The 24,259-nt window shown below is 32.0% G+C and carries 24 protein-coding genes and 1 tRNA gene; 12 read left to right on the forward strand and 13 right to left on the reverse strand.

Features of this window, described 5'->3' with window-relative positions:
- Nucleotides 1-21 precede the first annotated feature (21 nt).
- The 7 genes from JBL43_RS20390 to JBL43_RS07125 all read right to left on the reverse strand — a co-directional run bounded on the left by JBL43_RS20390 (nucleotide 22) and on the right by JBL43_RS07125 (nucleotide 8,190).
- Entirely contained in the window at nucleotides 22-1,251 is a 1,230-nt protein-coding gene (locus tag JBL43_RS20390; protein ID WP_198840764.1) for a M23 family metallopeptidase, read from the reverse strand.
- A 110-nt stretch (nucleotides 1,252-1,361) separates the two neighbouring features.
- Complete coding sequence (locus JBL43_RS07100) at nucleotides 1,362-2,138, reverse strand: DUF3108 domain-containing protein (RefSeq protein ID WP_198840765.1); 777 nt, start codon at nucleotides 2,136-2,138, stop codon at nucleotides 1,362-1,364.
- 186 nt (nucleotides 2,139-2,324) lie between these two features.
- Nucleotides 2,325-2,717 carry a hypothetical protein gene (locus tag JBL43_RS07105; protein ID WP_198840766.1) on the reverse strand — a complete coding sequence of 131 codons (393 nt, stop codon included), beginning with the start codon at nucleotides 2,715-2,717 and terminating at the stop codon, nucleotides 2,325-2,327.
- 39 nt (nucleotides 2,718-2,756) lie between these two features.
- On the reverse strand, nucleotides 2,757-3,698 hold the full coding sequence (locus JBL43_RS07110) for a tryptophan 2,3-dioxygenase family protein (protein ID WP_198840767.1): 942 nt from the start codon (nucleotides 3,696-3,698) through the stop codon (nucleotides 2,757-2,759).
- 28 nt (nucleotides 3,699-3,726) lie between these two features.
- The gene (gene tilS / locus JBL43_RS07115; RefSeq protein ID WP_198840768.1) at nucleotides 3,727-5,043 is read right to left on the reverse strand and encodes a tRNA lysidine(34) synthetase TilS; all 1,317 of its coding nucleotides are present in this window, start codon (nucleotides 5,041-5,043) and stop codon (nucleotides 3,727-3,729) included.
- Between the two features lie 92 nt (nucleotides 5,044-5,135).
- Entirely contained in the window at nucleotides 5,136-7,514 is a 2,379-nt protein-coding gene (locus tag JBL43_RS07120; protein WP_198840769.1) for a sodium-translocating pyrophosphatase, read from the reverse strand.
- A gap of 145 nt (nucleotides 7,515-7,659) precedes the next feature.
- Entirely contained in the window at nucleotides 7,660-8,190 is a 531-nt protein-coding gene (locus JBL43_RS07125) for an inorganic diphosphatase (RefSeq protein WP_138952092.1), read from the reverse strand.
- A gap of 219 nt (nucleotides 8,191-8,409) precedes the next feature.
- On the opposite strand from JBL43_RS07125, the gene JBL43_RS07130 reads away from it, so the two are divergent.
- The 4 genes from JBL43_RS07130 to pth all read left to right on the forward strand — a co-directional run bounded on the left by JBL43_RS07130 (nucleotide 8,410) and on the right by pth (nucleotide 10,887).
- Nucleotides 8,410-8,491, forward strand: a tRNA-Leu gene (locus JBL43_RS07130).
- A 76-nt stretch (nucleotides 8,492-8,567) separates the two neighbouring features.
- Entirely contained in the window at nucleotides 8,568-9,509 is a 942-nt protein-coding gene (locus JBL43_RS07135) for a ribose-phosphate pyrophosphokinase (protein WP_198840770.1), read from the forward strand.
- A gap of 32 nt (nucleotides 9,510-9,541) precedes the next feature.
- Entirely contained in the window at nucleotides 9,542-10,180 is a 639-nt protein-coding gene (locus tag JBL43_RS07140; protein WP_198840771.1) for a 50S ribosomal protein L25/general stress protein Ctc, read from the forward strand.
- Between the two features lie 140 nt (nucleotides 10,181-10,320).
- Entirely contained in the window at nucleotides 10,321-10,887 is a 567-nt protein-coding gene (pth, locus tag JBL43_RS07145; protein ID WP_198840772.1) for an aminoacyl-tRNA hydrolase, read from the forward strand.
- A gap of 58 nt (nucleotides 10,888-10,945) precedes the next feature.
- Here the strand turns inward: pth and glmS are convergent, their stop codons facing one another.
- From glmS to JBL43_RS07160, 3 genes are read right to left on the reverse strand one after another with little or no spacing between them, the layout of a single operon-like run.
- On the reverse strand, nucleotides 10,946-12,790 hold the full coding sequence (gene glmS, locus JBL43_RS07150; protein ID WP_198840773.1) for a glutamine--fructose-6-phosphate transaminase (isomerizing): 1,845 nt from the start codon (nucleotides 12,788-12,790) through the stop codon (nucleotides 10,946-10,948).
- 21 nt (nucleotides 12,791-12,811) lie between these two features.
- The gene (locus tag JBL43_RS07155) at nucleotides 12,812-14,395 is read right to left on the reverse strand and encodes a DUF4270 domain-containing protein (protein WP_198840774.1); all 1,584 of its coding nucleotides are present in this window, start codon (nucleotides 14,393-14,395) and stop codon (nucleotides 12,812-12,814) included.
- A gap of 24 nt (nucleotides 14,396-14,419) precedes the next feature.
- Complete coding sequence (locus JBL43_RS07160; protein WP_198840775.1) at nucleotides 14,420-15,226, reverse strand: glycogen/starch synthase; 807 nt, start codon at nucleotides 15,224-15,226, stop codon at nucleotides 14,420-14,422.
- Nucleotides 15,227-15,332: 106 nt separating this feature from the next.
- Here JBL43_RS07160 and panC point away from each other — a divergent pair, with 106 nt between their 5' ends.
- From panC to JBL43_RS07195, 7 genes are all read left to right on the forward strand, one after another.
- On the forward strand, nucleotides 15,333-16,172 hold the full coding sequence (gene panC / locus JBL43_RS07165; protein ID WP_198840776.1) for a pantoate--beta-alanine ligase: 840 nt from the start codon (nucleotides 15,333-15,335) through the stop codon (nucleotides 16,170-16,172).
- A gap of 46 nt (nucleotides 16,173-16,218) precedes the next feature.
- Nucleotides 16,219-16,572 (forward strand): aspartate 1-decarboxylase, encoded by a 354-nt coding sequence (panD, locus tag JBL43_RS07170; RefSeq protein ID WP_117880050.1) that lies wholly within the window; start codon nucleotides 16,219-16,221, stop codon nucleotides 16,570-16,572.
- A gap of 10 nt (nucleotides 16,573-16,582) precedes the next feature.
- Entirely contained in the window at nucleotides 16,583-17,551 is a 969-nt protein-coding gene (locus JBL43_RS07175) for a lysylphosphatidylglycerol synthase transmembrane domain-containing protein (RefSeq protein ID WP_198840777.1), read from the forward strand.
- Entirely contained in the window at nucleotides 17,551-18,504 is a 954-nt protein-coding gene (locus tag JBL43_RS07180; protein WP_198840778.1) for a GYDIA family GHMP kinase, read from the forward strand. The genes JBL43_RS07175 and JBL43_RS07180 overlap by 1 nt, the downstream gene beginning before the upstream one ends.
- Nucleotides 18,489-19,703: a BaiN/RdsA family NAD(P)/FAD-dependent oxidoreductase gene (locus JBL43_RS07185; RefSeq protein WP_198840779.1), complete on the forward strand. Its 1,215-nt coding sequence runs from the start codon at nucleotides 18,489-18,491 to the stop codon at nucleotides 19,701-19,703. The genes JBL43_RS07180 and JBL43_RS07185 overlap by 16 nt, the downstream gene beginning before the upstream one ends.
- Nucleotides 19,704-19,761: 58 nt before the next feature.
- Nucleotides 19,762-20,187, forward strand: coding sequence for a hypothetical protein (locus tag JBL43_RS07190; RefSeq protein WP_198840780.1), 426 nt, complete (start codon nucleotides 19,762-19,764; stop codon nucleotides 20,185-20,187).
- A 140-nt stretch (nucleotides 20,188-20,327) separates the two neighbouring features.
- Nucleotides 20,328-20,936 (forward strand): alpha-ketoglutarate-dependent dioxygenase AlkB family protein, encoded by a 609-nt coding sequence (locus JBL43_RS07195; RefSeq protein ID WP_198841075.1) that lies wholly within the window; start codon nucleotides 20,328-20,330, stop codon nucleotides 20,934-20,936.
- Nucleotides 20,937-21,006: 70 nt separating this feature from the next.
- On the opposite strand, the gene JBL43_RS07200 is transcribed toward JBL43_RS07195, so the two are convergent.
- Genes JBL43_RS07200 through JBL43_RS07210 form a run of 3 tightly spaced genes read right to left on the reverse strand, consistent with a single transcriptional unit; the run spans nucleotide 21,007 to nucleotide 22,950 of the window.
- Nucleotides 21,007-21,243 (reverse strand): hypothetical protein, encoded by a 237-nt coding sequence (locus tag JBL43_RS07200; protein WP_198840781.1) that lies wholly within the window; start codon nucleotides 21,241-21,243, stop codon nucleotides 21,007-21,009.
- Nucleotides 21,244-21,273: 30 nt separating this feature from the next.
- Nucleotides 21,274-22,593 (reverse strand): serine hydrolase domain-containing protein, encoded by a 1,320-nt coding sequence (locus JBL43_RS07205; protein ID WP_198840782.1) that lies wholly within the window; start codon nucleotides 22,591-22,593, stop codon nucleotides 21,274-21,276.
- Between the two features lie 3 nt (nucleotides 22,594-22,596).
- Entirely contained in the window at nucleotides 22,597-22,950 is a 354-nt protein-coding gene (locus JBL43_RS07210; RefSeq protein WP_198840783.1) for a MotA/TolQ/ExbB proton channel family protein, read from the reverse strand.
- 555 nt (nucleotides 22,951-23,505) lie between these two features.
- Here JBL43_RS07210 and JBL43_RS07215 point away from each other — a divergent pair.
- Complete coding sequence (locus tag JBL43_RS07215; protein ID WP_233098715.1) at nucleotides 23,506-24,258, forward strand: sensor histidine kinase; 753 nt, start codon at nucleotides 23,506-23,508, stop codon at nucleotides 24,256-24,258.
- Nucleotide 24,259: the final 1 nt, after the last annotated feature.

The raw sequence follows: 24,259 nt of genomic DNA on the forward strand, positions 1-24,259 counted from the left end.
TATAATGAAGTAAATTTAACCTTAATCAACACTTAAATTATCAAGCTGTTGTCTGTATGGTTTAATAAAGTTTAAATACCCTGTTTTAAGACTGTCTTTAATAGGTTCTGCTGATGGTAATTTTTCTTTTAATGGATCTACCTGCACTCCGTTTTTCCAAAAACGATAACAAACATGAGGTCCAGAAGTATTACCAGTCATACCAACATAGCCTATGACATCGCCCTGTTTAACAAAATCGCCTTTTTTTACAGCACGTTTACTCATATGTAAATATTGAGTAGTATACACTGAATTATGCTTAACCTTAACATAATTTCCGTTACCTCCTCTTCTAGCAGATTCTATTACCGTACCATTTGCGGTACTCATAATTGGTGTACCTACTCCAGCGGCAAAATCAGTACCTCTATGTGGCTTTATTTTACCATAATATCTAATAAAACGCTTTAGGTTATATCGAGATGATATTCTACTAAAACTTAAAGGAGCCTTAAGAAACTGTCTTCTTAATGAGTTGGCTGTATCATCATAATAATCAGATATATTTTTAGTAGAATCTGTTACAAAATTAAACGCATAAAAAGGTTGATTTTTATGTTCAAAGTATGCTGCTTTTATTTCTCCTAAACCAGCATAGATAGTATCGTCAATAAATTTTTCTTCGTATATAACTTTAAAATTATCGCCTTTTTGAAGGTGGAAAAAATCGACCGTCCAAGCATAAACATCAGACAATTCATTTACCAAAGCATAATCTAGACCTTTGTCTTGCATCACCAAAGAAAGGGCATATAAAGTATCAGAAATAGCTCCAGAAGCTTCTTTTACTACTGTTTTAATTTTCTTTTCATGAAATTCGTAAAAGATAGTGTCTGTAAAATCAATAATCACATATTCAGTTATTCTGGGTTGGTATACAAATACCTGAGCTTTTTCTGTAGTATCCTTATTGGCTAATATAACATAAGGTTTACCAACTATTAATTTGGCTACGTTAAATGTATCTTTAACCGATTCCACTATGTTGTAAACTTCACTATAATCTACATGATGACTGTTTAGTATTTCACCAAAACTATCACCATTTCTAATGGTGTCTTCAATTACTTTATAATCATCCAAAGTATAACCAAATTTTTGAATCAGTTCGGGAATTTCAATTTTAGTTGAGATAACTTCTTCTTCAATTTTATCACTTTTACATGAAAAAAAGAATACAATTATGAGGAGAAAAATAACGTTTTTCACTGTGTTTTATTGGCTTTTTTTAATAGAATGCCACAAATCTACTATTTTACCAACTATGAATAAAGTTAAAGTAACAAAAATTTGTATCTAGGATTTTGAAAGCACAGATATTAATCAAAAATTATAGGAAAAGAATTTGCCAAACCCTTATAAATATCTAAGTCTGCTCTTAACGATCCGACAGCTAAATCTGCCTTAATACGAAGTGGTATTTTATTTTTATCATTACTAACCCAAACGGTTATACTTTCCTTAGCTTTAAAAACACGACCCGCCTGCACCAATGGTCTAAACTTTGCACTGGCTACTTTACCAAATTTTGTTTTAATTGTTTCTGTACCTAAATAACGTAACTTAAAAGGATAATTTTTTTCATCAAAAAACATGGTTAATTTGACTTCATCACCAGGTTTCATTTTTGAAATATCTTGATTTCTTAAATAATATAAAGTAGAAAGCATATCATGCACACCCTGAGCTGTGCTAAACATTTCTTCTGTCTTTTTTTCATGATCTTTAACAGTAGCTTTATTACTATTTTGATGGAAATGTATTTCTTTATCTTTTGTATAACCACCTTCATCTATCTTTCTAATGAATTTATATGGAAGTAAATTATTCTTATAAAAATAGGTTTGATAATCATCATTAACTTTAAAAAACCATCCTGTAACTCCAGTAGTTTTTCCTTTCCCCTTGATATGAAAAGAAGACTTCCCATTATTAGTACTTTCCTTAATCTCTAAGGTTGCACTACCCGCATTAAACCAATTACTATAACTGATTCTATATTTTAATAATTCTCCCTTTTTAAACGCAGGTCTAACATTTTGTGCTTGCAGAACAAAAGAAAAGATAAGTAAAAGAAATAGTGTCTTTTTATACATGTTTAATCTATTTGTATGATAAAATACAATTATTGTTCCAAAAAAGAAAACCCTTAAAAATAATACATTTTAAGAGTTTAACTAATTTCATTGTCAATTTTATTATAGTAGCTTGTTCAATACTTTCAAAACCTCATCATCCCTATAGTTTCTAACGGTCAATTTATTCTTTTTATTAGAGGTAATTTATTGTCGCTCAAAAACACCACTACTTTCAGTTTCTTCTCCGCTATTTGAAACCATAATTAGTAGATCACCATCAAATTTAGGAGTTACCACATCACCATCAATATTATATAGGCTATTGCCAACGTTTACCCAAGAACCTTCATCAATTTTACCCATTGAAATACATGCATTAGTATCATTAGAACCAAAATGTTCCACCTCAAAGAGTCCATCTGTCTTAAAATCAAGTAAAACGGCATCTTTACAATCTATTGTATTCACAATTCCATGAGACCTAATTTCAATCAACTTCCATTTTCCAAGTAATTCATCTTGATTGGAAGCGTCTTCATTATTGTCACAAGCCATAAAAGTTATGGCAACAGTAAGTAATAATATAAAGGTTTTCATTAGTAGTTAATCATTAGGTTGACTACCTTAACGAGAAAACTAAGTCAATATTTTATAAGCTTCTAAATTTGTTACTCCCCAATTCTCAAATTCTTCTCTACTCCATAAATCAGGAAAAAATATTCTTTTTTGATATTTTGGGTGCATGTATTTTCGCCAATCACTACCTCCTGTAGCCTCATCTTGAGTGCCTATGTACTTACCTGCAGCCTCGTAATGCGACATTACCCATTTAATATTAATACAATAATCTAAATGACGCATGGCATTAATTAAATCAATATTTTCTTTATCTTTTTTAGGTAACGATTTAAATTTTGCCCATAAATTGATACTATTATATTCCTTCATAGTATCTAAAAATTTCGTTTTATACTTTTTTTCAAATTGTTCTAATAAATATGACTTTTCACCTGTTTTATAATCTTTACCAGCAGCTTGCCAATACAAATGTTCAAAGGCATTTTCAAATGGAGTATTCCGATCAATTTTTGACCTAAATCTATAATCTATTAAGTTAATTAATTCTGTACTACAGAACTCAATCAATCGATATTGAGCACTTTGAAACCCACTCGCAGGTGTTAATGTATCTCTAAATTTCGCATATTGCTCACGTTCCATGCCATCTCCCATAATAGTAAAAGAGGCAGTAAGCATATCAAAATAACGACTTATCCGCATTAACCTTTCTGTAAAAAATTTAGTAGTCAAATTTTCATGATGGGCCACCTGTTCAATTTCCCAACGTATCATTTTAAAGATAAGTTCATTAATTTGATGGTACATGATAAAGACCATTTCATCTTTAAAACCGGTTCGCTGTACTTGTAAATTTAGCAAGGCATCGGTTTGAATATAATCCCAATAAGTGATGGGTTTACTGTACAACAATCCATCCAATTGCGTTTCTAAATCTTGATCGATGGCGTCGTATTTTTCTTTTAATAGTTTTATTCTCTGTTCAATGTTCTTATCCATTCCGTATAATTTGATACACAAATATAGTTTAAATCAATTCTAACTTCAGAATAGTTTTTGTACTGTCAGTTACTTTAAATCTTTCATCTAACCTGGAATCAATAACCCAAACAATTTTATCATCTGAAATTAATACCCAAGTATTTTCTTTGTCAAATAAAGAGTATTTCTGGTCTTTAAAAAATTTACTCAATTTCTTTTTACCCTGCATGCCAAAAGGGTAAAAATAATCACCATGTTGCCATTTTCTTATTGCTATTGGCCATTTAAGTTGATCAGCATCTACAAATATTATATGTGATTCCTTAACAGGATAAAAGTTATCAGATTTAGTGATTTTAAGTTGAAACGATGCCGTTTGAAGACTACTTGGAAAGCTATTTAAAGTATAAACTTCATTTCCAGGTTCAACTAATATTGGCGATATAATTAAAAAATCTCTATCCTTGAGAATACGATGTGAATTACTCACAACAAATTTACCTGCTTGTGCCTCCAACAAATTAAAAATATCATCCCAAGCCGTAAAATTATAACCCCTTAAAAGCTCATATAATAGGGCTCTACTATGTACCAATTTTTTAAGCTCAACAATATCTAGTTTTAGAATACCATTAGCATCAGAATGCACAACTTTGAGCTTTATATTATCTACAGATGCTGCAACTATTTGTTGTGTACCTTTTAGGTGATGAATAGTGGTTGAAAAAGTATCTAAAAACCTTGGATTGATTGATTTTAATGCAGGAATCACATCATGTCTTAATTTATTTCTTAGATATTTAGTTTCTGCATTTGAAGCGTCTTCTCTCCAATTTAAATTTTGTTTTCGAGCATATTGCTCAATTTGATTTCTACTAAAAGGTAACAAAGGCCTTACAATAACTCCATTTTTTTCTGGAATACCTGTCAATCCATCTAACCCTGTACCTCTACTTAAATTGATTAAAAAAGTTTCCAAATTATCATCGGCATGATGTCCTGTTACTATATAATCTAAATCGTTATCAACTAATAAATTTTCAAACCAATTATATCGTAATTCTCTAGCTGCTAATTGAATGGAAAGCTTTTCCGCTTTTGCAATTGCTTTGGTTTCAAACTTCTTTGTAAACAGGGGACTTTGAATTCTACTCGCCATTTCGGTTACAAAAACCTCATCTTGATGAGCGTCAGCTCCTCTTAATTGAAAATTACAATGGGCTAATGAAATGTCAAAGTCCAACTCATTTAACAGTTCAGCAAGCACAACACTATCTACACCTCCTGAAATGGCAATAAGTAGTTTCTTATCTTTTAGATAAGGAAAACTAGTGGTGATATGTTCAGAAAACTGGTCTAACAAAACTTGGTAAAGGTAATCGTTATAAAGCAAAAAACCGTCTCTTCCGAAGTATTGGGATGAGACGGCTTTTTTATAATTATTTAATTTATTATTTACTCTTCGTAATGATTGGCAACTAATAAATCAACATCGTCACCTTCTACAGTTTCAACAGTAACGTCTTTTACACCATCCACTTCCGTAGTAGTAATAACAGTAGCATTTTTTTCACCGTTTTCCTTTTTAACCAAAACTTTCATTTCTTTATTAACGTCGTCAGCAACTGAAATTACCGTCTCTTGTTGAGCTGATGTACTTTCGTTAGTATAGGCTGTTACTGTTTCAGCAGAAATTGCAATACTAGGAGCAATAACTAAAGCTACCACTGACATTAATTTTAAAAGAATGTTTAAAGAAGGACCAGAAGTATCTTTAAAAGGATCACCAACTGTATCACCTACAACCGCTGCTTTGTGAGCGTCTGTACCTTTACGACCTTCCTCTTCAATTGTTTTCTTTGCATTATCCCAAGCACCACCTGCATTTGATTGGAAAATTGCCATCAACACACCACAGGTAGTTACACCTGCCAATACGCCTCCTAACATTTCAGCACCACCAATAAAACCAACAGCTACAGGTACAGCAATTGCTAATAAACCTGGTAATACCATTTCTCTTATTGAAGCTTTTGTAGAAATATCAATACATTTTCCATAATCTGCTACACCATCAGCAGCATCAAAAATAGCTCTATCTTCTTTAGAAGCTTTGGTCATATCAGAATCATACTTACGCATAATACCTAATGCAGCCTTTAATTCTGGTATATCTCTAAACTGACGTCTAACTTCTTCAATCATCGCCATAGCAGCACGGCCTACAGCATTCATTGACAAGGCAGAGAATACAAATGGCAACATACCACCTACTAAAAGACCTGCCATAATTTTAGGCTGAGAGACATCAATTGCAATAACACCTGCTGTCTTCATAAAAGCTGCGAATAAAGCTAAAGCAGTCAATGCTGCAGAAGCAATTGCAAAACCTTTACCAACCGCCGCAGTTGTATTACCCACTGCATCTAATTTATCTGTACGTTGACGAACTTCACTTGGTAATTCTGCCATTTCAGCAATACCACCTGCATTATCACAAATTGGACCATAAGCATCTACTGCCAATTGAATCCCTGTATTTGCTAACATACCCACCGCAGCGATAGCAATACCATATAAACCAGCAAAATGATGTGATACCATAATTGCAGCTGCAATTAAAAGAATAGGAATCATTGTAGACATCATTCCCACACCTAGACCAGCAATAATATTTGTAGCTGCCCCTGTTTCAGATTGTTTAACAATTGACATTACAGGTTTTTTACCTGTAGCTGTATAATACTCGGTTATTTTACCAACACCCAAACCAGCAATTAAACCAGCAACTGTTGCCCAAAATACACCCATAGCACCAGAAGGTAACCCTTCTACAGATTCTGGAATTAGAGCATTAATTATAAAATAAGAAGCCACCACCATTAAACCTGCAGAACCAAATTCTCCAATATTTAATGCTGTTTGTGGGTTTCCACCATCTTTTACTCTTACAAAAAATGTACCTAAGATTGACATTATTATACCTACTGCTCCAAGAACTAAAGGTAAATATACAGCACCTAAGCCATCAAAATCAGGAGTTAAGATAAAAGCACCTAATACCATAGTTCCAATAATAGAACCTACATAAGATTCAAATAAATCTGCTCCCATACCTGCAACATCACCAACATTATCACCAACATTATCTGCAATTGTAGCAGGGTTTAACGGATGATCTTCGGGAATACCCGCTTCCACTTTACCAACTAAATCTGCACCTACATCGGCAGCTTTAGTATAAATACCACCACCTACACGGGCAAATAATGCAATGGAAGATGCTCCTAATGAAAATCCTGAAAGCACATTTAATACCATTGCTAAATTTTCACTGCCAGGCCACATATTTTGATAGAACATGAATAAACTACTTAATCCTAGAATACCTAGACCTACAACGCCTAATCCCATTACAGCACCTCCGGCAAAGGCTACTTCTAATGCACGCCCTAAAGATGTTCTAGCGGCTTGTGTCGTTCTAACATTTGCTTTGGTTGCAACTTTCATTCCTATAAATCCAGCCAAGGCAGAACAAATAGCTCCTACAATAAATGATATCGCTACCATCCAATGTGAAATGTGAACATCGGTTTCCTCCCCATATTCAGAAGTACCTTTAAAGAAAAGTAAGATAGCAACTGCTATCACGAAAATTGCTAGAACTTTGTATTCTGCTTTTAAAAATGCCATAGCTCCGTCTGCAATGTTCTTTGCAATTCTTGACATTTTTTCATCACCAACTTCTTGCTTTGAAACCCATCCGCTTTTTAGTAAAACGAAAATTAAAGCTACAACACCAAATAGTGGTAAAAATTTTATTATTAATTCCATAGAGTATAAATTAGGTTAGTTTAAGTTTTAGACGTTTTTGAGTTTCAAACGTCTATACAAACAAAAGTAGTAAAACTGTATATATAAAAAAAACTACGCTATAAAATAACGTAGTTTAAACAATTTATAAATAACTATTTAGAAATTAAATAGTAAAAGTTCTATTCTTTTTATGCTCACTGTCATTATATCTTTGAACACATTCATTATATATTTTCAACGCCTCTTCAGCATTTCCCCAGCCACCTGTATCAACTTTCTTTTTTTCTAAATCTTTATACACTTGAAAGAAATGTTCAATTTCTTTTAATCTATGTGGATTTAAATCGCTAACGTCACTATTATTACTCCAAATAGGATCTGAAACTGGTACGCAAATGATTTTTTCATCAGGTCCTTTTTCATCTGTCATGTGAAAAACTCCGATTGGTCTTACTTCCATAACAACCATTGGATAAGTAGGCTCATGTCCTAAAACTAGGACATCTAAAGGATCACTATCTAAAGCTAACGTTTCTGGTATAAACCCATAATCCCCTGGATACATCATTGATGAGAAGAGCATACGATCAAATCTTATCTTATTTAAGGCAAAATCATATTCATATTTATTTCTACTACCTTTTGGTATTTCAATCAATACATCAAATGTAACATCTTTCTTTTTTGAACTCATTTCTCTTTATTTAATTTTTAGCAAAAGTAATAAAAAGAATAGAATTTTTTGCATCATGTCCATATAGATATGACGTAAAATAAAGAGCTACTATAACGAGTTATATTAAGTACTTTAAACTTTAAAAATAAATATAACAATTAAATGTCAAGGGAATCAAAATATTTTTTACTTTTGCACCCTCATATCCAACATGATATGTTAATGTTTGTTTACAATGCCTTGGTGGTGGAACTGGTAGACACGCTGGATTCAAAATCCAGTTCTTTCGGGAGTGTGGGTTCGATTCCCACCCAAGGTACTAAAAGAGTTATAAATTGTGAGTTCTGAATACGAGTGTCTAAATCTCATATATAAAGTCTAACATAGCATTCCCTATGAAACAAAAAATACCTAAACCTAAACTTTTTGCTTGTTCTCAGTCTGTTGAATTAGCTACAGAAATTGCTGCAGCTTACGGTTGTAAATTAGGCAAATCTAAAAAGAATGTTTTTAGTGATGGTGAGTTTCAGGTTTCTTTTGAGGAGTCTATAAGAGGGCGTCGTATTTTTATCATTGGTTCAACATTTCCTAATTCTGATAATTTAATGGAAATGTTATTAATGATTGATGCCGCTAAACGAGCATCAGCTAGACATATAACTGCAGTTATACCTTATTTTGGATGGGCTAGACAAGATCGTAAAGACAAGCCAAGAGTGCCTATTGCAGCTAAATTAGTTGCTAAACTATTAGAATCTGCCGGTGCAACAAGAATTATCACCATGGATTTACACGCAGATCAAATTCAAGGTTTCTTTGAAAAGCCCGTTGATCATCTTTTTGCTTCAACCATCTTTTTACCGGCAATTAAAGCTCTTAATTTAGATAATATTACGGTTGCATCTCCAGACATGGGAGGTTCAAAAAGAGCGTATGCTTATTCTAAATTTTTGAAAAGCGAAGTTGTAATTTGTTACAAGGAACGTAAAAAAGCGAATGTAATTTCTCATATGGAGCTCATTGGAAATGTAGAAGGTAGAAATGTAATTCTAGTTGATGATATGATCGATACTGCCGGAACGTTAACTAAAGCTGCGGATTTAATGATGGAAAAAGGAGCTAAAAGTGTACGTGCAATTTGTACACACCCCGTTTTATCTGGTCAAGCATATGAACGAATTCAAAACTCTAAACTAGAGGAACTTATAATTACAAACACAATACCATTAAAAAAACAAATTGATAAGATTAAAGTAGTATCTTGTGCCCCTTTATTTGCTGATATTATGCATAAAGTACAAAATAACAATTCTATCAGTGGACAATTTTTAATGTAATATAAATCAGAAACAATTAAATAAATAAATAAATGAAATCGATTACAATCAAAGGATCCAAAAGAGAAATCGTAGGCAAGGTAGCAACCAAAGCTTTACGTAATGCTGGAAAGGTACCTTGCGTATTATACGGAGGAGAAAAACCTGTTCACTTTTCAGCAGATGAATTAGAGTTCAGACATTTAGTTTATACTCCAAATGTATATACTGCATCGATTGAACTAGAAGGCGGAGACAAGTTTAGTGCCATTGTTCAAGATATTCAATTTCACCCAGTTACGGATAAAATTATTCATATTGACTTTTATCAATTATTTGATGACAAAGCAGTATCGTTAAATATTCCTGTAAAATTAGAAGGTAGTGCCCCTGGTGTTATCAATGGTGGTGTATTGCGTTTTCCAAATCGTAGATTAAGAGTAAAAGCAATTCCTGGTAATTTACCTGATTTTATCAATATTGACATTTCTAAACTTAAAATTGGAGATAAAGTATTTGTTGAATCTCTTATGAGTGATGAATTTGAAATTTTACATCCAGAAGACATGGTTGTTGTGCAAGTAAGAACTGCACGTGCGGCTATTGTAGTTGATGAAGAAGAAGGTGAAGAAGGTGAAGAAGGAGCAACTGCTGAAGGTGAAGATGCCCCAGCTGCAGAAGGAGAAGCTTAAAAAGCAACTTTTCATAAATAGTTAAAAAAGCCTCGCGATAGTGAGGCTTTTTCTATTTTTGTCATCTAAACACAACCAAAATGGGATTGTTATCCTTTATAAAATCATTATTAAGCACAAAAAATAATACCTCACCCGATATGAAAAAATTCTTAATTGTAGGACTAGGTAATATTGGTTCAGAATACGACAATACGCGTCACAATATTGGCTTTAAAGTTTTAGATAGCTTAGCTTCTAAAGAAAATATTACGTTTGAAAATAAAAAACTAGGAGCCATTAGTCAATTCAGATTTAAAGGAAGAACCTTTATCCTATTAAAACCTTCTACGTATATGAATTTGAGTGGTAAAGCTGTAAAATACTGGATGACGAAAGAAAACATTGCTCTGGAAAATGTACTAATCATATGTGATGATTTAAACATTTCCTTTGGAACAATTAGAGTAAAGGGCAAAGGTAGTGCTGGCGGACATAATGGTCTAAAAGATATTAATGTACAATTAAACACGCAAAACTACCCTCGCTTTCGATTTGGTGTTGGTGATGAATTTAGCAAAGGCCGACAAATTGATTATGTATTAGGTAAATGGACTCCAGAAGAAGAGACTAAACTGGTAGAAAGATTAGATAAATCTTGTGAACTTATCAAATCTTATGGTACTGCCGGATTGAATAATACGATGAGTGATTTTAATGGTAAATAAAAAAACTCCAAAAAGACAAATGTTCTTTTGGAGTTTTTTTTCTAATTATCTTTGCTATTTACTCAACCGTAACCGATTTCGCTAGATTTCTAGGTTGATCAACATTACAGTTACGCATTACCGCAATATGATACGATAAAAGTTGTAATGGAATAGTAGTCAACAATGGCGAAAATGCTTCTTCAGTATCAGGAATTTCAATAATATGATCTGCAATTCCTTTAACCGTGGTGTCTCCTTCAGTTACTACCGCAATAATTTTACCACTACGAGATTTTATTTCTTGAATATTACTTACCGTCTTTTCGTAATGCCCTCTATTTATTGCGATTACAATTACAGGCATTCTATCATCTATTAAGGCAATAGGTCCGTGTTTCATTTCAGCAGCTGGATAACCTTCAGCGTGTATATAAGAGATTTCTTTTAATTTTAACGCACCTTCTAAGGCAACGGGAAAATTATAACCTCTTCCAAGGTATAAACAGTTAGTAGATAGTAAGTATTCTTTAGCAATTTCTTTTACATGATCATTTACCTTTAATGCTTGTTCTACTTTTCCAGGAATTAATTCTAACTCTTGTAAATGTAACCTATAGTCAGAACTAGACATTGTTCCTTTTGCTCTCGCTAAACGTAAGGCAATTAAAGATAGCACCGTTATTTGAGTAGTAAATGCTTTCGTTGAAGCTACACCAATTTCTGGTCCTGCATGCGTGTACGCACCAGCATGAGATTCTCTTGCAATAGATGATCCTACGACATTACAAACTCCAAAAACAAACGCTCCTTTTTCTTTTGCTAGCTTGATTGCAGCCAAGGTATCCGCTGTCTCTCCAGATTGTGAAATTGCAATTACAACATCTTTTTCTGTTATAATTGGATTTCTATATCTGAATTCAGAGGCATATTCAACCTCAACGGGTATTCTAGAAAATTCTTCAAAAATATATTCAGCAACTAAACCTGCGTGCCAAGAAGTACCACATGCCACAATGATAATACGATCTGCGTTTAAGAACTTTTTCATATTATCTTCAACACCAGCCATTTTAATAATACCTTCGTCTCGTAATAATCGTCCTCTATAGGTATCTTTTATAGCTCTAGGTTGTTCATAAATTTCCTTCAGCATAAAATGCTCATAGCCACCTTTCTCTATTTGTTCAAGATTCATTTGCAACTCTTGAATATCAGCATCGACTAATGAATCATCTTTTATTTTTCTAATTTTGACATCTTTACCAACTCTTATGATTGCCATTTCCTCATCATCCAAATAAATAGCATCTTTGGTATATTCTATAAAAGGAGACGCATCTGAAGCTATAAAGAACTCCTTTTTATCTTTACCAACACCAATAGCAATTGGACTTCCTAAACGTGCAACAACAATTTCATCTGGATTTCTTCTGTCAAACACTGCAATAGCATATGCACCAACCACTTCATTTAAAGCAATTTGAACCGCTTTACCAAGTTTTACATTATTGTTTTTCTGAACTTCTTCTATCAGATTTATCAAAACTTCAGTATCTGTATCACTATGAAAAATATAGCCTCTGTTTATTAATTCTTTTTTAATAGTATCATAATTTTCAATAATACCATTATGCACAATTACTAAATTGCCTGATTGTGAAGTATGCGGATGTGAATTTATATCATTAGGCACACCGTGGGTAGCCCATCGTGTATGACCGATTCCTAAATGACCTTCTTTATTAGTAACCCTTTCAATAAGGTCACTTACCTTACCCTTTGTTTTTGCTAAATTTATCTGATTACCGTCATATAGTACTAGACCTGCACTATCATAACCTCTATACTCTAATCGTTGTAAACCGTTTATAATTATAGGATAAGCATCTCTATACCCTATATAACCCGTAATTCCACACATTGCAATTATTGTTTTTAATTATTATTCGTTAATAACTGTGTAAAATATTTCAAGTTTTAATCTTTGTTCATCAGTATTAATAAGATTATTGCCTTTTACTACTACCCCTTTGGGATTCCAACTATAATCTTTAACAATAGTGTCAAGAGTACTTGTTGGTGCATCTGAAAAACTAGCCGATGAATGAGCTACTTTAATTGCCAGCTTATTTAGACTTAAAGACTCATCTGATTTTAAAACTTCTGAAATATAATCCGTTATAGTAAACTCATATTTTAAAGGTTTATTGTCGTCATCTCTTCTCAACACCCCTTCAAACTCTCGTAATGAAGCTTCTGTCATGGCATCAAGAATTTGGGTATGAGCATCATAATTGTATAAAAACAATTGTTGCGGTATTATTGTATCTTCTTGAGTTTCTATATATAATGAAAGTTTTGCTCCATTAATTAACCAATTTTTATTTTTAATTTCTTCAAATTGAGTTTCATCAAGCCCTTTAAATAACTCAACAACTGCAATGGAACCAGCAGCTCCTTGAATATACAAACTTTCTTCGCCATTACTAGTATCAGGGCTCATCAATTTAGTATAGATGTCAGATGTAGCTTCTGAGTAATCTCTATTATAAGTATCAGTTATAACACCACTTAGTGGAAAAATTGCTGTTTGCTTCGTTTTTACTGGAACATCTTCATCATCTGTATCTCCATCACCATTTAGATCGCCCGTAGTTGTAGTTTCATCTGTTAAGACAATATTACTATAATAAAAAGTCATTGTAGCATTTGACATTGCAAGGTTCATTATCGATCCATCTGTACCGTCTGCTTCAATAATTAAGCCTCTAAAATAATTTTTAAAATTATCATTAGAATCAAAAGCACCAGAATTTTGCTGATCAATAAAATTCGTTCTAAAAAAGGTAGTATCTAAAGGTATTTTTATTGAAGGTGAAATTGTTGCCGATTTTATGGTATCCGTATCATCAACTGTATTTGCATCTCCATCTAAGAAATTTCTTTTAACATATAAAACCGTATCATTTGCATTCGGCTTAAAAAGACCTGAATAAAGTAGGTCTTTTTTTGTGTAAGAGTCATTAGAATAATACTTTTTACCTTGAGTTGGATCTAATGGGTCCAAATTGTTCAGATAAGTTCCATTTTCATAAACCGAAAGCATGAATTCCTCATCTTCTTTTCCAAAAATTGAGTCCAACTCAAAATTAGGTGTACCTCCAGAATTATTTTCTAATTGAGTTGTATAATAAGGTATATCTAAGACAACAGCATCAATAGACATATTATCAGTGAATGATATAGAGCCTAAACTTAGTTGAGCGATAACTGAAGATTTTAAAAGTCCAAATTTATCATCATTAATTACACCTAAGAGGTGAGGGTTACTAGTACTAATTTGAGATCTAGTAACATTTTCGTTATAAGCCACCACCTCAAAAGATTGACTTTCAGTTGTAAATAACTCATTATCTACCAAACCTACACCAACATTTTCAAAATCTTTTTCACAAGAAATTATACCCAATAATACAGTAGAAAATATAGCAATATATTTAATGCTGCTCACAATTTTTTTAGTCATAAACAATAAATTATCTTTAATTTTTTATAAAACTTCGGTAAGGTAAAAGTTGGAATATATATCTGAAGGTTCTTCTCCATCTTGGTGCCCTAGTAGAGGAATTTCTTTTTGATTAATAAACGCTACTATTTCTTCAGGAATAGTTTCGCTTCCCTTAATAACAGCATCTGAATTTTCTATTGCTATTTTCATCAGATTATTATAACTAGTGGTAGAAATGGACTGTAGTTTTTCGTCATTTATACCATCAAATCTAATTTTATCTTTAAGTTTATCACCTATGGTTCCTTTAAAACCAGTATCGTAAACAGAAGTAACTATTTTACTATTGATATATAAAGGATCATTTTTATAGTATTCTCTCAAATACAAAGGTAATAATGAAGCCATCCATCCATGTACATGAATAATATCAGGAGTCCAATTTAACTTTTTGACGGTCTCTATGACTCCTTTTGCAAAAAATATGGCACGTTCATCGTTATCTTCAAATAATTTTCCATCCTCATCTGAATAAACAGCCTTACGCTTAAAATATTCATCATTATCAATAAAATAAACTTGCATTCTTTCTTTTGGTATAGAAGCAACTTTAATGATCAACGGCATATCCATATCATTGATAATCAAATTCATACCCGACAATCGAATAACTTCATGCAATTGGTGTCTTCGCTCATTGATAACACCAAATCTTGGCATAAAAATTCTAATTTGAGCACCTTTACTGTGCATTAGTCTAGCCAACTCAAAGGAAGTGCTTGCTGTATCTGTTTCTGGTAAATAAGGAATTACCTCCGATGATACATACAATATTCTCTTATCTTTCATAAAATCCGTCTGTATTTAAGAATAAGCAAAATTACGAATTTTTGCTTAGATTTAGGCTTAAAATGTTAAGTTTACGCCCTTTTAACACTAATTAACATTAAAATTGATGGATGTTTTTTATAAAAATAAAACTATCGGAGCGTATTTAAACTCGCTTGATAGTACTGTTTCTGTAGGATTTGTACCTACAATGGGAGCTTTGCATAAAGGTCATATTTCACTTATTGAACAAGCAAAATCTGAGAATAACATAGTGGTAGTGAGCATTTTCGTTAACCCAACACAGTTTGACAAAGAAGAGGATTTGATAAAATATCCTAAAGATTTAAAAAAAGATCTCGAGCTTCTAAATAGTGTCAATTGCGATGTAGTTTATACCCCAAATGCCTTAGAAATTTATAACAATCAAATTACATCTAAGTCATTCAATTTTGATGGATTAGAACATCAAATGGAAGGTAAACACAGAAAAGGACACTTTGATGGTGTTGGAACTATAGTAAAAAAGTTGTTCGAAATAGTAAAACCAAATAGGGCTTATTTTGGAGAAAAAGATTTTCAACAATTACAAATAATAAAAAAACTGGTTGAAAAGCATCATTTACCCGTTCAAATTATTCCGTGTGCCATTTACAGAGAAGATGATGGATTAGCCATGAGCTCTAGAAATACGAGACTAACAAACATTCAAAGAGAAGAAGCTCCATTTATATTTCAAACATTAAAAACGGCCAAAGAAAAATTTAAATCAGAATCTATTTCTACAGTTATAAAGTGGGTAGAACAACAGTTCAATGCCAATAGTATTCTAAAGTTAGAATATTTTGAAATTGCCAATGAAACAACTTTAATATCCGCAAACCGCAAACGAAAGGGCAATAATTACAGAGCATATATTGCTGTATTTGCAGGTGAGATTAGATTAATTGACAATTTAGCGTTATAAAAGACCTTAAAATTAATTATCTTTGCACAAAATTAAAAAAACGCTTGTGGATATTGTCGCATTAAAATCAAAAATACATAGGGTTACCGTTACTGGTGCCGATTTAAATTATATTGGAAGCATAACCATTGATGAAAATTTAATGGATGCCGCAAATATGATTCAAGGAGAAAAAGTACAAATTGTTAACGTTAATAATGGTGAAAGAATTGAAACTTACATTATTAAAGGTGAAAGAGGGAAAGGTGAAATTGTGTTGAACGGACCTGCAGCCAGAAGAGTTGCTAAAGGAGATATTGTTATTATTATTGGATATGGTATAATGGATTTTGAAGAAGCAAAAACCTTTGAACCGACTGTAATATTTCCTGATGAAAAAACAAATACGTTGTTAAGTTAAACTGACCTTATTGAACAAAAAACTTAGAAAATCATTATTTTTAATACTCCCAATTGCCTTGGGAGTTTTTTTAGTTTGGTATTTTTTATCAAAACTAACACCCGAAGATAAAACCGCTATAATTAACTCATTTAAGGAAGCTAATTATTGGTGGGTATTACTGTCTTTAGTTTTAGGGGCTTTAAGCCATTTATCAAGAGCGTATCGTTGGCAATTCATGTTAAAACCGTTGGGTTATAAACCAAAATTTGCCAATAGTGTTATGACCGTCTTTGTTGCATATCTAGTGAATCTTGGTATACCACGGGCTGGTGAAATTGCTCGTGCAACAGGAATTTCAAAGTACGAAAACATTCCATTTGAAAAAGCTTTTGGTACTATCGTTGCTGAACGTATTGCAGATGCTATTATGCTACTTGGAATTATAGGATTGGCCTTTTTTCTCCAAGCTGAATTGCTTTCAGAATATTTATTTAAAGGTGAAGATAGTGGCATTCAAAAATATATTGTATTTGCCGTAATAGCAGTATTTGCAATTAGCTTTTACTTTATCATCAAAAAATCAAAAAACCCATTTTTTATTAAGATAAAGCAATTTATTAATGGACTTATAGAAGGTGCTATCAGTATTTTTAAAATGGACAACAAATGGTCATTCATTTTCCATACGCTGTTTATTTGGTTAATGTATGTTTTAATGTTTTATGCTGTGAGTTTTGCTTTACCAGAAACCTCAAATTTACCTTTTGAAGCCATCATCGTTGGTTTTGTAGTTGGCGGAATAAGCATGGCAGTAACTAATGGAGGTTTAGGAACCTACCCTATTGCCGTTGCTAGTGTGTTAATTTTGTATGATATACCTGACAATCCAGCAAGAGCTTTTGCATGGATAATGTGGACAGCCCAAACGTTAATGGTATTGTTATTTGGTGCTTTATCTTTCTTAATTTTACCTATCTACAATAGAAATAGAACGTAATGAAAACTTATTACAGTAACGGAAAACTACTGCTTACTGGCGAATATCTTGTCCTTGACGGAGCAAAAGCCTTGGCTTTACCTACAAAATTTGGGCAGAACATAACCATCAAAAAAATTAAAGAAGATAAACTAGTTTGGGAAAGTTATACTGACCAAAATGAGTTGTGGTTACAAGTAGAATTTGACTTGCCTAGATTGCGAATTATCTCGGCTACTTTTGAATCTAGTAAAGAGGGCGGCGGCGATTTATTAGCTGAAAAACTTCGAGAAATATTGCTAAGTGCTAAATCGCAATCCCAAATACTCGGGACAAACTTTCTCGCAGAAAAACAGGGATATTATTTAAAATCAACACTTGATTTTCCGAGAAATTGGGGATTAGGCTCTTCCTCTACTTTAATCAATAACATTGCTCAATGGGCAGCTATTAATGCTTTTCAGTTGCAATTTTCTAATTTTGGTGGTAGCGGATATGATATTGCTTGTGCACAAAATGACACTCCAATTGTGTACCAGATATTAAATAAAAACCCCATCGTTGAACCAATAGCTTTTAATCCAAAGTTTAAAAAACAACTTTATTTTGTACACCTAAACAAAAAACAGAATAGTAGAGAGGGAATTGCTTCGTATAGAAATTTTAAGGGTAACGTACAAGAATTGGCCCTCGAAATATCTAATTTAACCAATGAAATTAGTAATGTTGAATCTTTATCAAATTTTGAAAAGTTAATAGCTGAGCACGAAAAGATTATTTCAAAAATAATTAAACAAAAACCTGTTCAAGAGCAATTTTTTTCTGATTATTTTGGTCACACAAAAAGTCTAGGTGCTTGGGGAGGCGATTTTATTTTAGCTACAGGAAATGAGGATACGCCTGAATACTTTAAGCAAAAAGGTTATGGAACCATAATTTCATATACTGACATGATATTATGCAACAAAAAATAGTAATTATTGGAGGTGGAGCTGCAGGATTTTTTGCTGCAATAACCTGTGCAGAAAACAATCCAAATACTGAAATTATAATTTTAGAACGTGGTAAAGAAGTACTTCAAAAAGTAAAAATATCTGGCGGAGGAAGATGTAATGTAACACATGCTTGTTTCGACCCAAAAGAACTTTGTGAATTTTACCCAAGAGGAAATAAAGAATTACTTGGGCCTTTTCATCAGTTTATGACTGGCGACACCATGCAATGGTTTGAAGATCGTGGTGTCGAATTAAAAATTGAAGCTGACAATCGCGTTTTTCCTGTATCCAATTCTTCACAAAGCATTATGGATGTATTGCTTAATTCAACTACAAAATTGGGAATAGATACTAAATTAAATCACAAAGTTGAATCTTTTAAAAAGGTCGGAAATCAATGGAGTATAATTACCAATAAAGGTGATTTTATCGCTGATAAATTATTGATAGCTTCAGGTAGTAACACCAAAATATGGGAAATGTTGGAAAAACTTGGACATACCATTGTTCAGCCCGTACCGTCATTATTTACCTTTAAAATAAACGACAAGAGAATCAAAGAAATTCCAGGGGTTTCTGTAGCCAATGCAACAGTATCAATAATAAATTCAGAGTTCCAAACGAACGGTCCTTTATTAATTACCCATTGGGGAATGAGTGGACCAGCCATTTTAAAACTTTCTGCATTTGGAGCTCGCTTTTTAGCCGAAAAAGACTACCAATATAATGTAGAAGTAAATTGGTTATCAAAACCAACTCAACATGTTCTGGAGACCTTAAAGGGCATAAGAAAAGACAATCAAAAAAAACAGATAATTATTAAATCTGTTTTTCCAGCAATACCAAAACGGCTATGGGAAAACTTAATCTTAGCTTCTGAGATTAAAAGAGAATCTAAATGGGCAGATGTATCTAACAAACAGCTCGAAAACCTCAGCAATCAACTTACTAAAGGAATTTTTAATGCTAATGGAAAAAGTACGTTTAAAGAGGAATTTGTAACCGCGGGCGGTATAGATTTAAAAGAAGTTAATTTTAAACGCTTTGAAAGTAAACTCCATAGTAATTTATTTTTTGCGGGTGAAGTGCTAAATATAGATGCAGTTACAGGCGGATTTAATTTCCAAAATGCTTGGACGGGTGGTTTTATTGTTGGGAATTCAATGGCCGAAAATTAAATATAAGAACGCAACCTCAAACATAGAACTGTATCTTTTAAAAAAACAGTTATTAATTATGAATAAAAGTTTAATGGTAGTTGTCATAGTCTTAAATTTCGTAGGGTTACTAACTATGAGTTGTGAATCAGATGATATAAAAGAGCCTGAAATTGTAAAACTTAATTTTGACGAAATATATCAAATGAAAAATATTGAAATAAAATTTGACTCCGTTTCAGAAGGAAGATGTCCATCTCAATTTAACTGTATATGGGCCGGAAACGCATCAATTCTATTTAATTTTAAGAACTCTATTGGGATTGAAACAGGTTTTACTTTACATACGTATTCCAATAATGAATACAGAGGTGACACTTTAATAAATGGCTACAGGATCAAACTGATCAAATTACTTCCATATCCAGAAAATAATGAAGTAATAAATCAACATGATTATAAGGTTGAGTTAGAAATAAGTAAAGAATTGAAGAGAATAGATTAATAATTACGTTTCACTCAATAATTCTTAAAAACCAGAAATTGTAATACCATCTTTTAATTTTCAAAATGCTTGGACAGGTGGTTATATTGTTGGTAATACAATGGTGGAAAATTAATACTTTTGATAAAATAATTTTCCGAATGTATCTTTTTGATGACCTTATAAACCCCAAAAATAATCTTTTACCAAAAGAAGGCACTGTAAATTATTACGGCAGGCTATTTACGCAACAAAAAGCAACTGAATACTACGAAAGCTTATTAAAAAATATTAAGTGGAAAAATGATGTCGCCATTATATTTGGAAAACGAATTGAAACCAAAAGAAAGGTGGCATGGTACGGTGAAAAACCTTTCGAATATACCTATTCTAACAATACTAAATTAGCATTACCTTGGACCAAAGAGTTACTAAAACTTAAAACTTTAATTGAGCAAGAAACAGGAGAAACTTTTAATTCTTGCCTGTTAAATTTATACCATAACGGATCAGAAGGTATGGCTTGGCATAGCGATGGCGAAAAAGATTTAAAGAAAAATGGTGCCATTGCCTCCCTCAGTTTTGGTGCTGAACGCAAATTTGCTTTTAAGCACAAACTAACTAAAGAAGTTGTCTCTTTAGTTTTGGAACATGGTAGTTTGTTGGTAATGAAAGACGAAACACAAACACATTGGCTACATAGATTACCGCCAACTAAGAAATTCTTTAAACCAAGAGTAAATTTGACGTTTAGAACCATCGAAAAATAAAAACTCAAAATCCCAAAATTTTGTTCTAAGATTTTTGAAATTCGTTATTTCCTTTTTTGAGATTTATTTTTTAAGGTGCTACTTCTCCTCTATGTGGCTTTAACGCATCACGATAGGTAAGCATATCTTTTTCATCCACAACGATAAAGGCAATGGCAAAGTATTCTGAATGTTGAGTAACATCAACTTGATGATATGACAGCTTTTCCTTGACTGCAAACTCCTTTAAATGAATGGCATGGTGCTTTGCTGTCGGTAAAGCTTCGGGGCCTCTAAAGTCCCATATTAATTTTATTTTTCTGCTCAACGTATAGTTTTTAAAACACAAAAATAACCATTATTCCTTCTGCAGGTCATGTATCTTTCCTCCAAAATTAAGAATCATAGAATTATTGGCTAGATTAAACGTAAACTTGATCCCCATAGAGTCATAGCTAAAACTATCTTTATCGATTGCAATCAATTTAAAAATAGGTTGTCCTGTGGCCTGAGCAAATAATGTATTTCCTTCTTTAGTAAAAGTTACTTTTGCTGGAAATGTTGAACCACTGTAAACGCCTAAATACACCTCTAAATCTTCAGACTTTAATACTATTTTAGATGTATTTTCAAGGCTTGGGTCATCACTGAAATAGGTTTCTAATATAGCTATCAAAATTGGTGTCGTTGAAGTGCTTGCCGCATTAAAAGAAAAGGCAATTGAAACATTTTTACTCGGTATATAGGCAGCCATAGATCTAAAACCATCAATTCCTCCATCATGGCCATATACTTCCAAACCTTTAAAAACTAATTTTGACAATCCCATCCCCATATTCTCTTTTACAGATTTCATTTGTTCTAGAGCCACCCTTGAAACTAATTTTCCTGAAAATAAGTTATCATAAAAAACATTTAGCTCTCTTGGTGTTGACACAATTGCCCCAGCCCCCATTGGCCCGGCTAAATCTGTTTCTAATGTGATAGGCTTCCATGCAGAATTTTCTTGATAATAGGAAACCGCTTCATTTTCACTCGGAATAATATCTTTACCATAAATTGTTTTGTTTAATTTAATTGGTTTAGATATTCTAGTATCTAAAATTTCTGAGAAGGACTTATTATCAATATCTTCAGCTATATAAGAAAGTAAAATATAGTTTGTATTTGAATATGCCGTTTTTTCATTAGGTTCAAAATCCACACCGTTTTTAATGAACTTTTCAAGCATTTCATTTCGTGTTCTTGGTTTGCTTATCCAAAGTTGAAAATCTTTTTCATTTGTTACATTATGTAAACCACTTCTATGATACAAAAGGTTTTCTATTGTTATTATCTCGGCATTTTCAATTTCAGGAAAATAAGTACTTAAATTCGAATTAAGGTTGAGTTTTTCTTCATCAATCAATTGCATAATGATTGTAGCTGTAAATGTTTTGGTAATAGAACCTATTCTATATTTAGTTAAAGCATTAGCTTTTGACTTTGAATTGATATTAGAAAAACCTATAGATTTTTGATAGACCTCTTTCCCATCCTTAAAAATGGAAACCGTTCCCATTCCTATTTTATTTTCTTCAATGTTGCTAAATAAACTATCAAGTTTCGTTTTATCACCAGTTTGAGACTGTAAGTATGAGCAAAATAAAAGTGCTATTATTAAAACAAATCGTATCATATTTTATTTTTTTATCCATGTTAAAGCAATAATTCCCAGCCTACCTATTAAAAATACTACAGTACCGAAAACGGGTGGTAACAAACTAATTTTTAAACCTCCTGCCAGAACCGCTGGCGAAATAGTGTCAATGGAGTCAATAGCATCAAACCCGCCAATCATACCAATTAGTTGCCCTAAAAAACCCCAAACCAACGCAAATAATGTTATAGAACTTATTAGTTTTATTGTTTTTTCGGAATATTCTTTTTTAAGTAATCCTTTAACAATTAGTACGATGACTAGAATTAATATCAATAATAAAGGATACATAAAAAATGCACCACCTTCGTTGAGACGATCAAATAATACAGACATAATAATTATATTTTAAGATTAATAATAATCAAATATAAAGTGAAAGAAGCATTGATTTATACTTTAGCGATAGAATCAGTATTAACCACGATAATTAACATCCTAAGCCTACTTTTAACCTTTTATTTGTAAAAAGCATAACTAAAATGGTAATTCACCTATGATATTATACATTTTAAAATAAATTAAGCAACTTGCAACACTAAACTTAGCTTAAAAATAATTAACCATTTACAGATTGTAATGATGAATATAAACCTATTGCATAAAAGCAAATTTGTACTCGTACATTTTTTACTGTGGGTTGTTGTGTATTTTTTCTTTGTTTATTTTTTCAGTTACAATTCCAACAACACCAGTTATATCATTTGGTTTTCAAGTTTTTTATTGCCTATAACTATGGTCACCACGTACTTTATGGTGTACTACTTAATTCCAAGATATTTATTAACTAAAAAATATGTTCTTTTCAGTATTTATAGTTTATACACCGCTATTTTTTCTACTTACCTGATTGTGTTGGCAATTTTTGGGGGCTTTATTTTCTTATCAAATATGGAAATAAAAAAAATGCCTCCCATGAGTAGAAACTTTGTATTTGTTTTAATTCTAGTGTATTTAGTGGTTGCCATTTTTAGCTTTATCAGTTTATTAAATCAGAACTTCAAAACCATTTCTAAAAACAAAGCATTAGAAAACAAAATTTTGGAAACTCAATTGCAGATTAAAAATCAAGAATTGCAATATTTAAAAAAGCAAATTCACCCACATTTTCTATTTAATACATTAAATACTATTTACGGATTTGCCTTAAAACAATCTGAAGATACACCTGAAATAATATTAAAATTATCAAATTTGTTAGATTATATTTTATACCAAGTAAACAAACCTAAAGTTAGTTTAAAAGAAGAAATTGCTCATATTAAAGAATATATAGAACTTGAAAAAATACGATTTCAAGATACATTAAAAGTGTCCTTTATTGCTGATGAAATTCCTGAATCCATTCAAATTTCTCCAATGCTTTTAATACCATTCGTAGAAAATGCATTTAAACATGGTAATTTAATAGATGGGTTTTTAAACACGGAGATTGTAATACGTTTTTCAAATGACAACCTTAAATTTACTATAAAAAATACCACTATTCAAAATGAAGCCACAAAAGAAAATTATGGTATTGGACTTAAAAACATAAAGAAAAGATTGGATATTTTGTATATTGATAATTATACATTAAATATCTCTGAATTTGAGGGTTGGTATAATGTTAACCTCAACGTTTTAAACTTAAAAGCAAACTAAA

It is taken from the genome of Aureibaculum flavum (assembly GCF_016406085.1).
Classification (GTDB): domain Bacteria; phylum Bacteroidota; class Bacteroidia; order Flavobacteriales; family Flavobacteriaceae; genus Aureibaculum; species Aureibaculum flavum.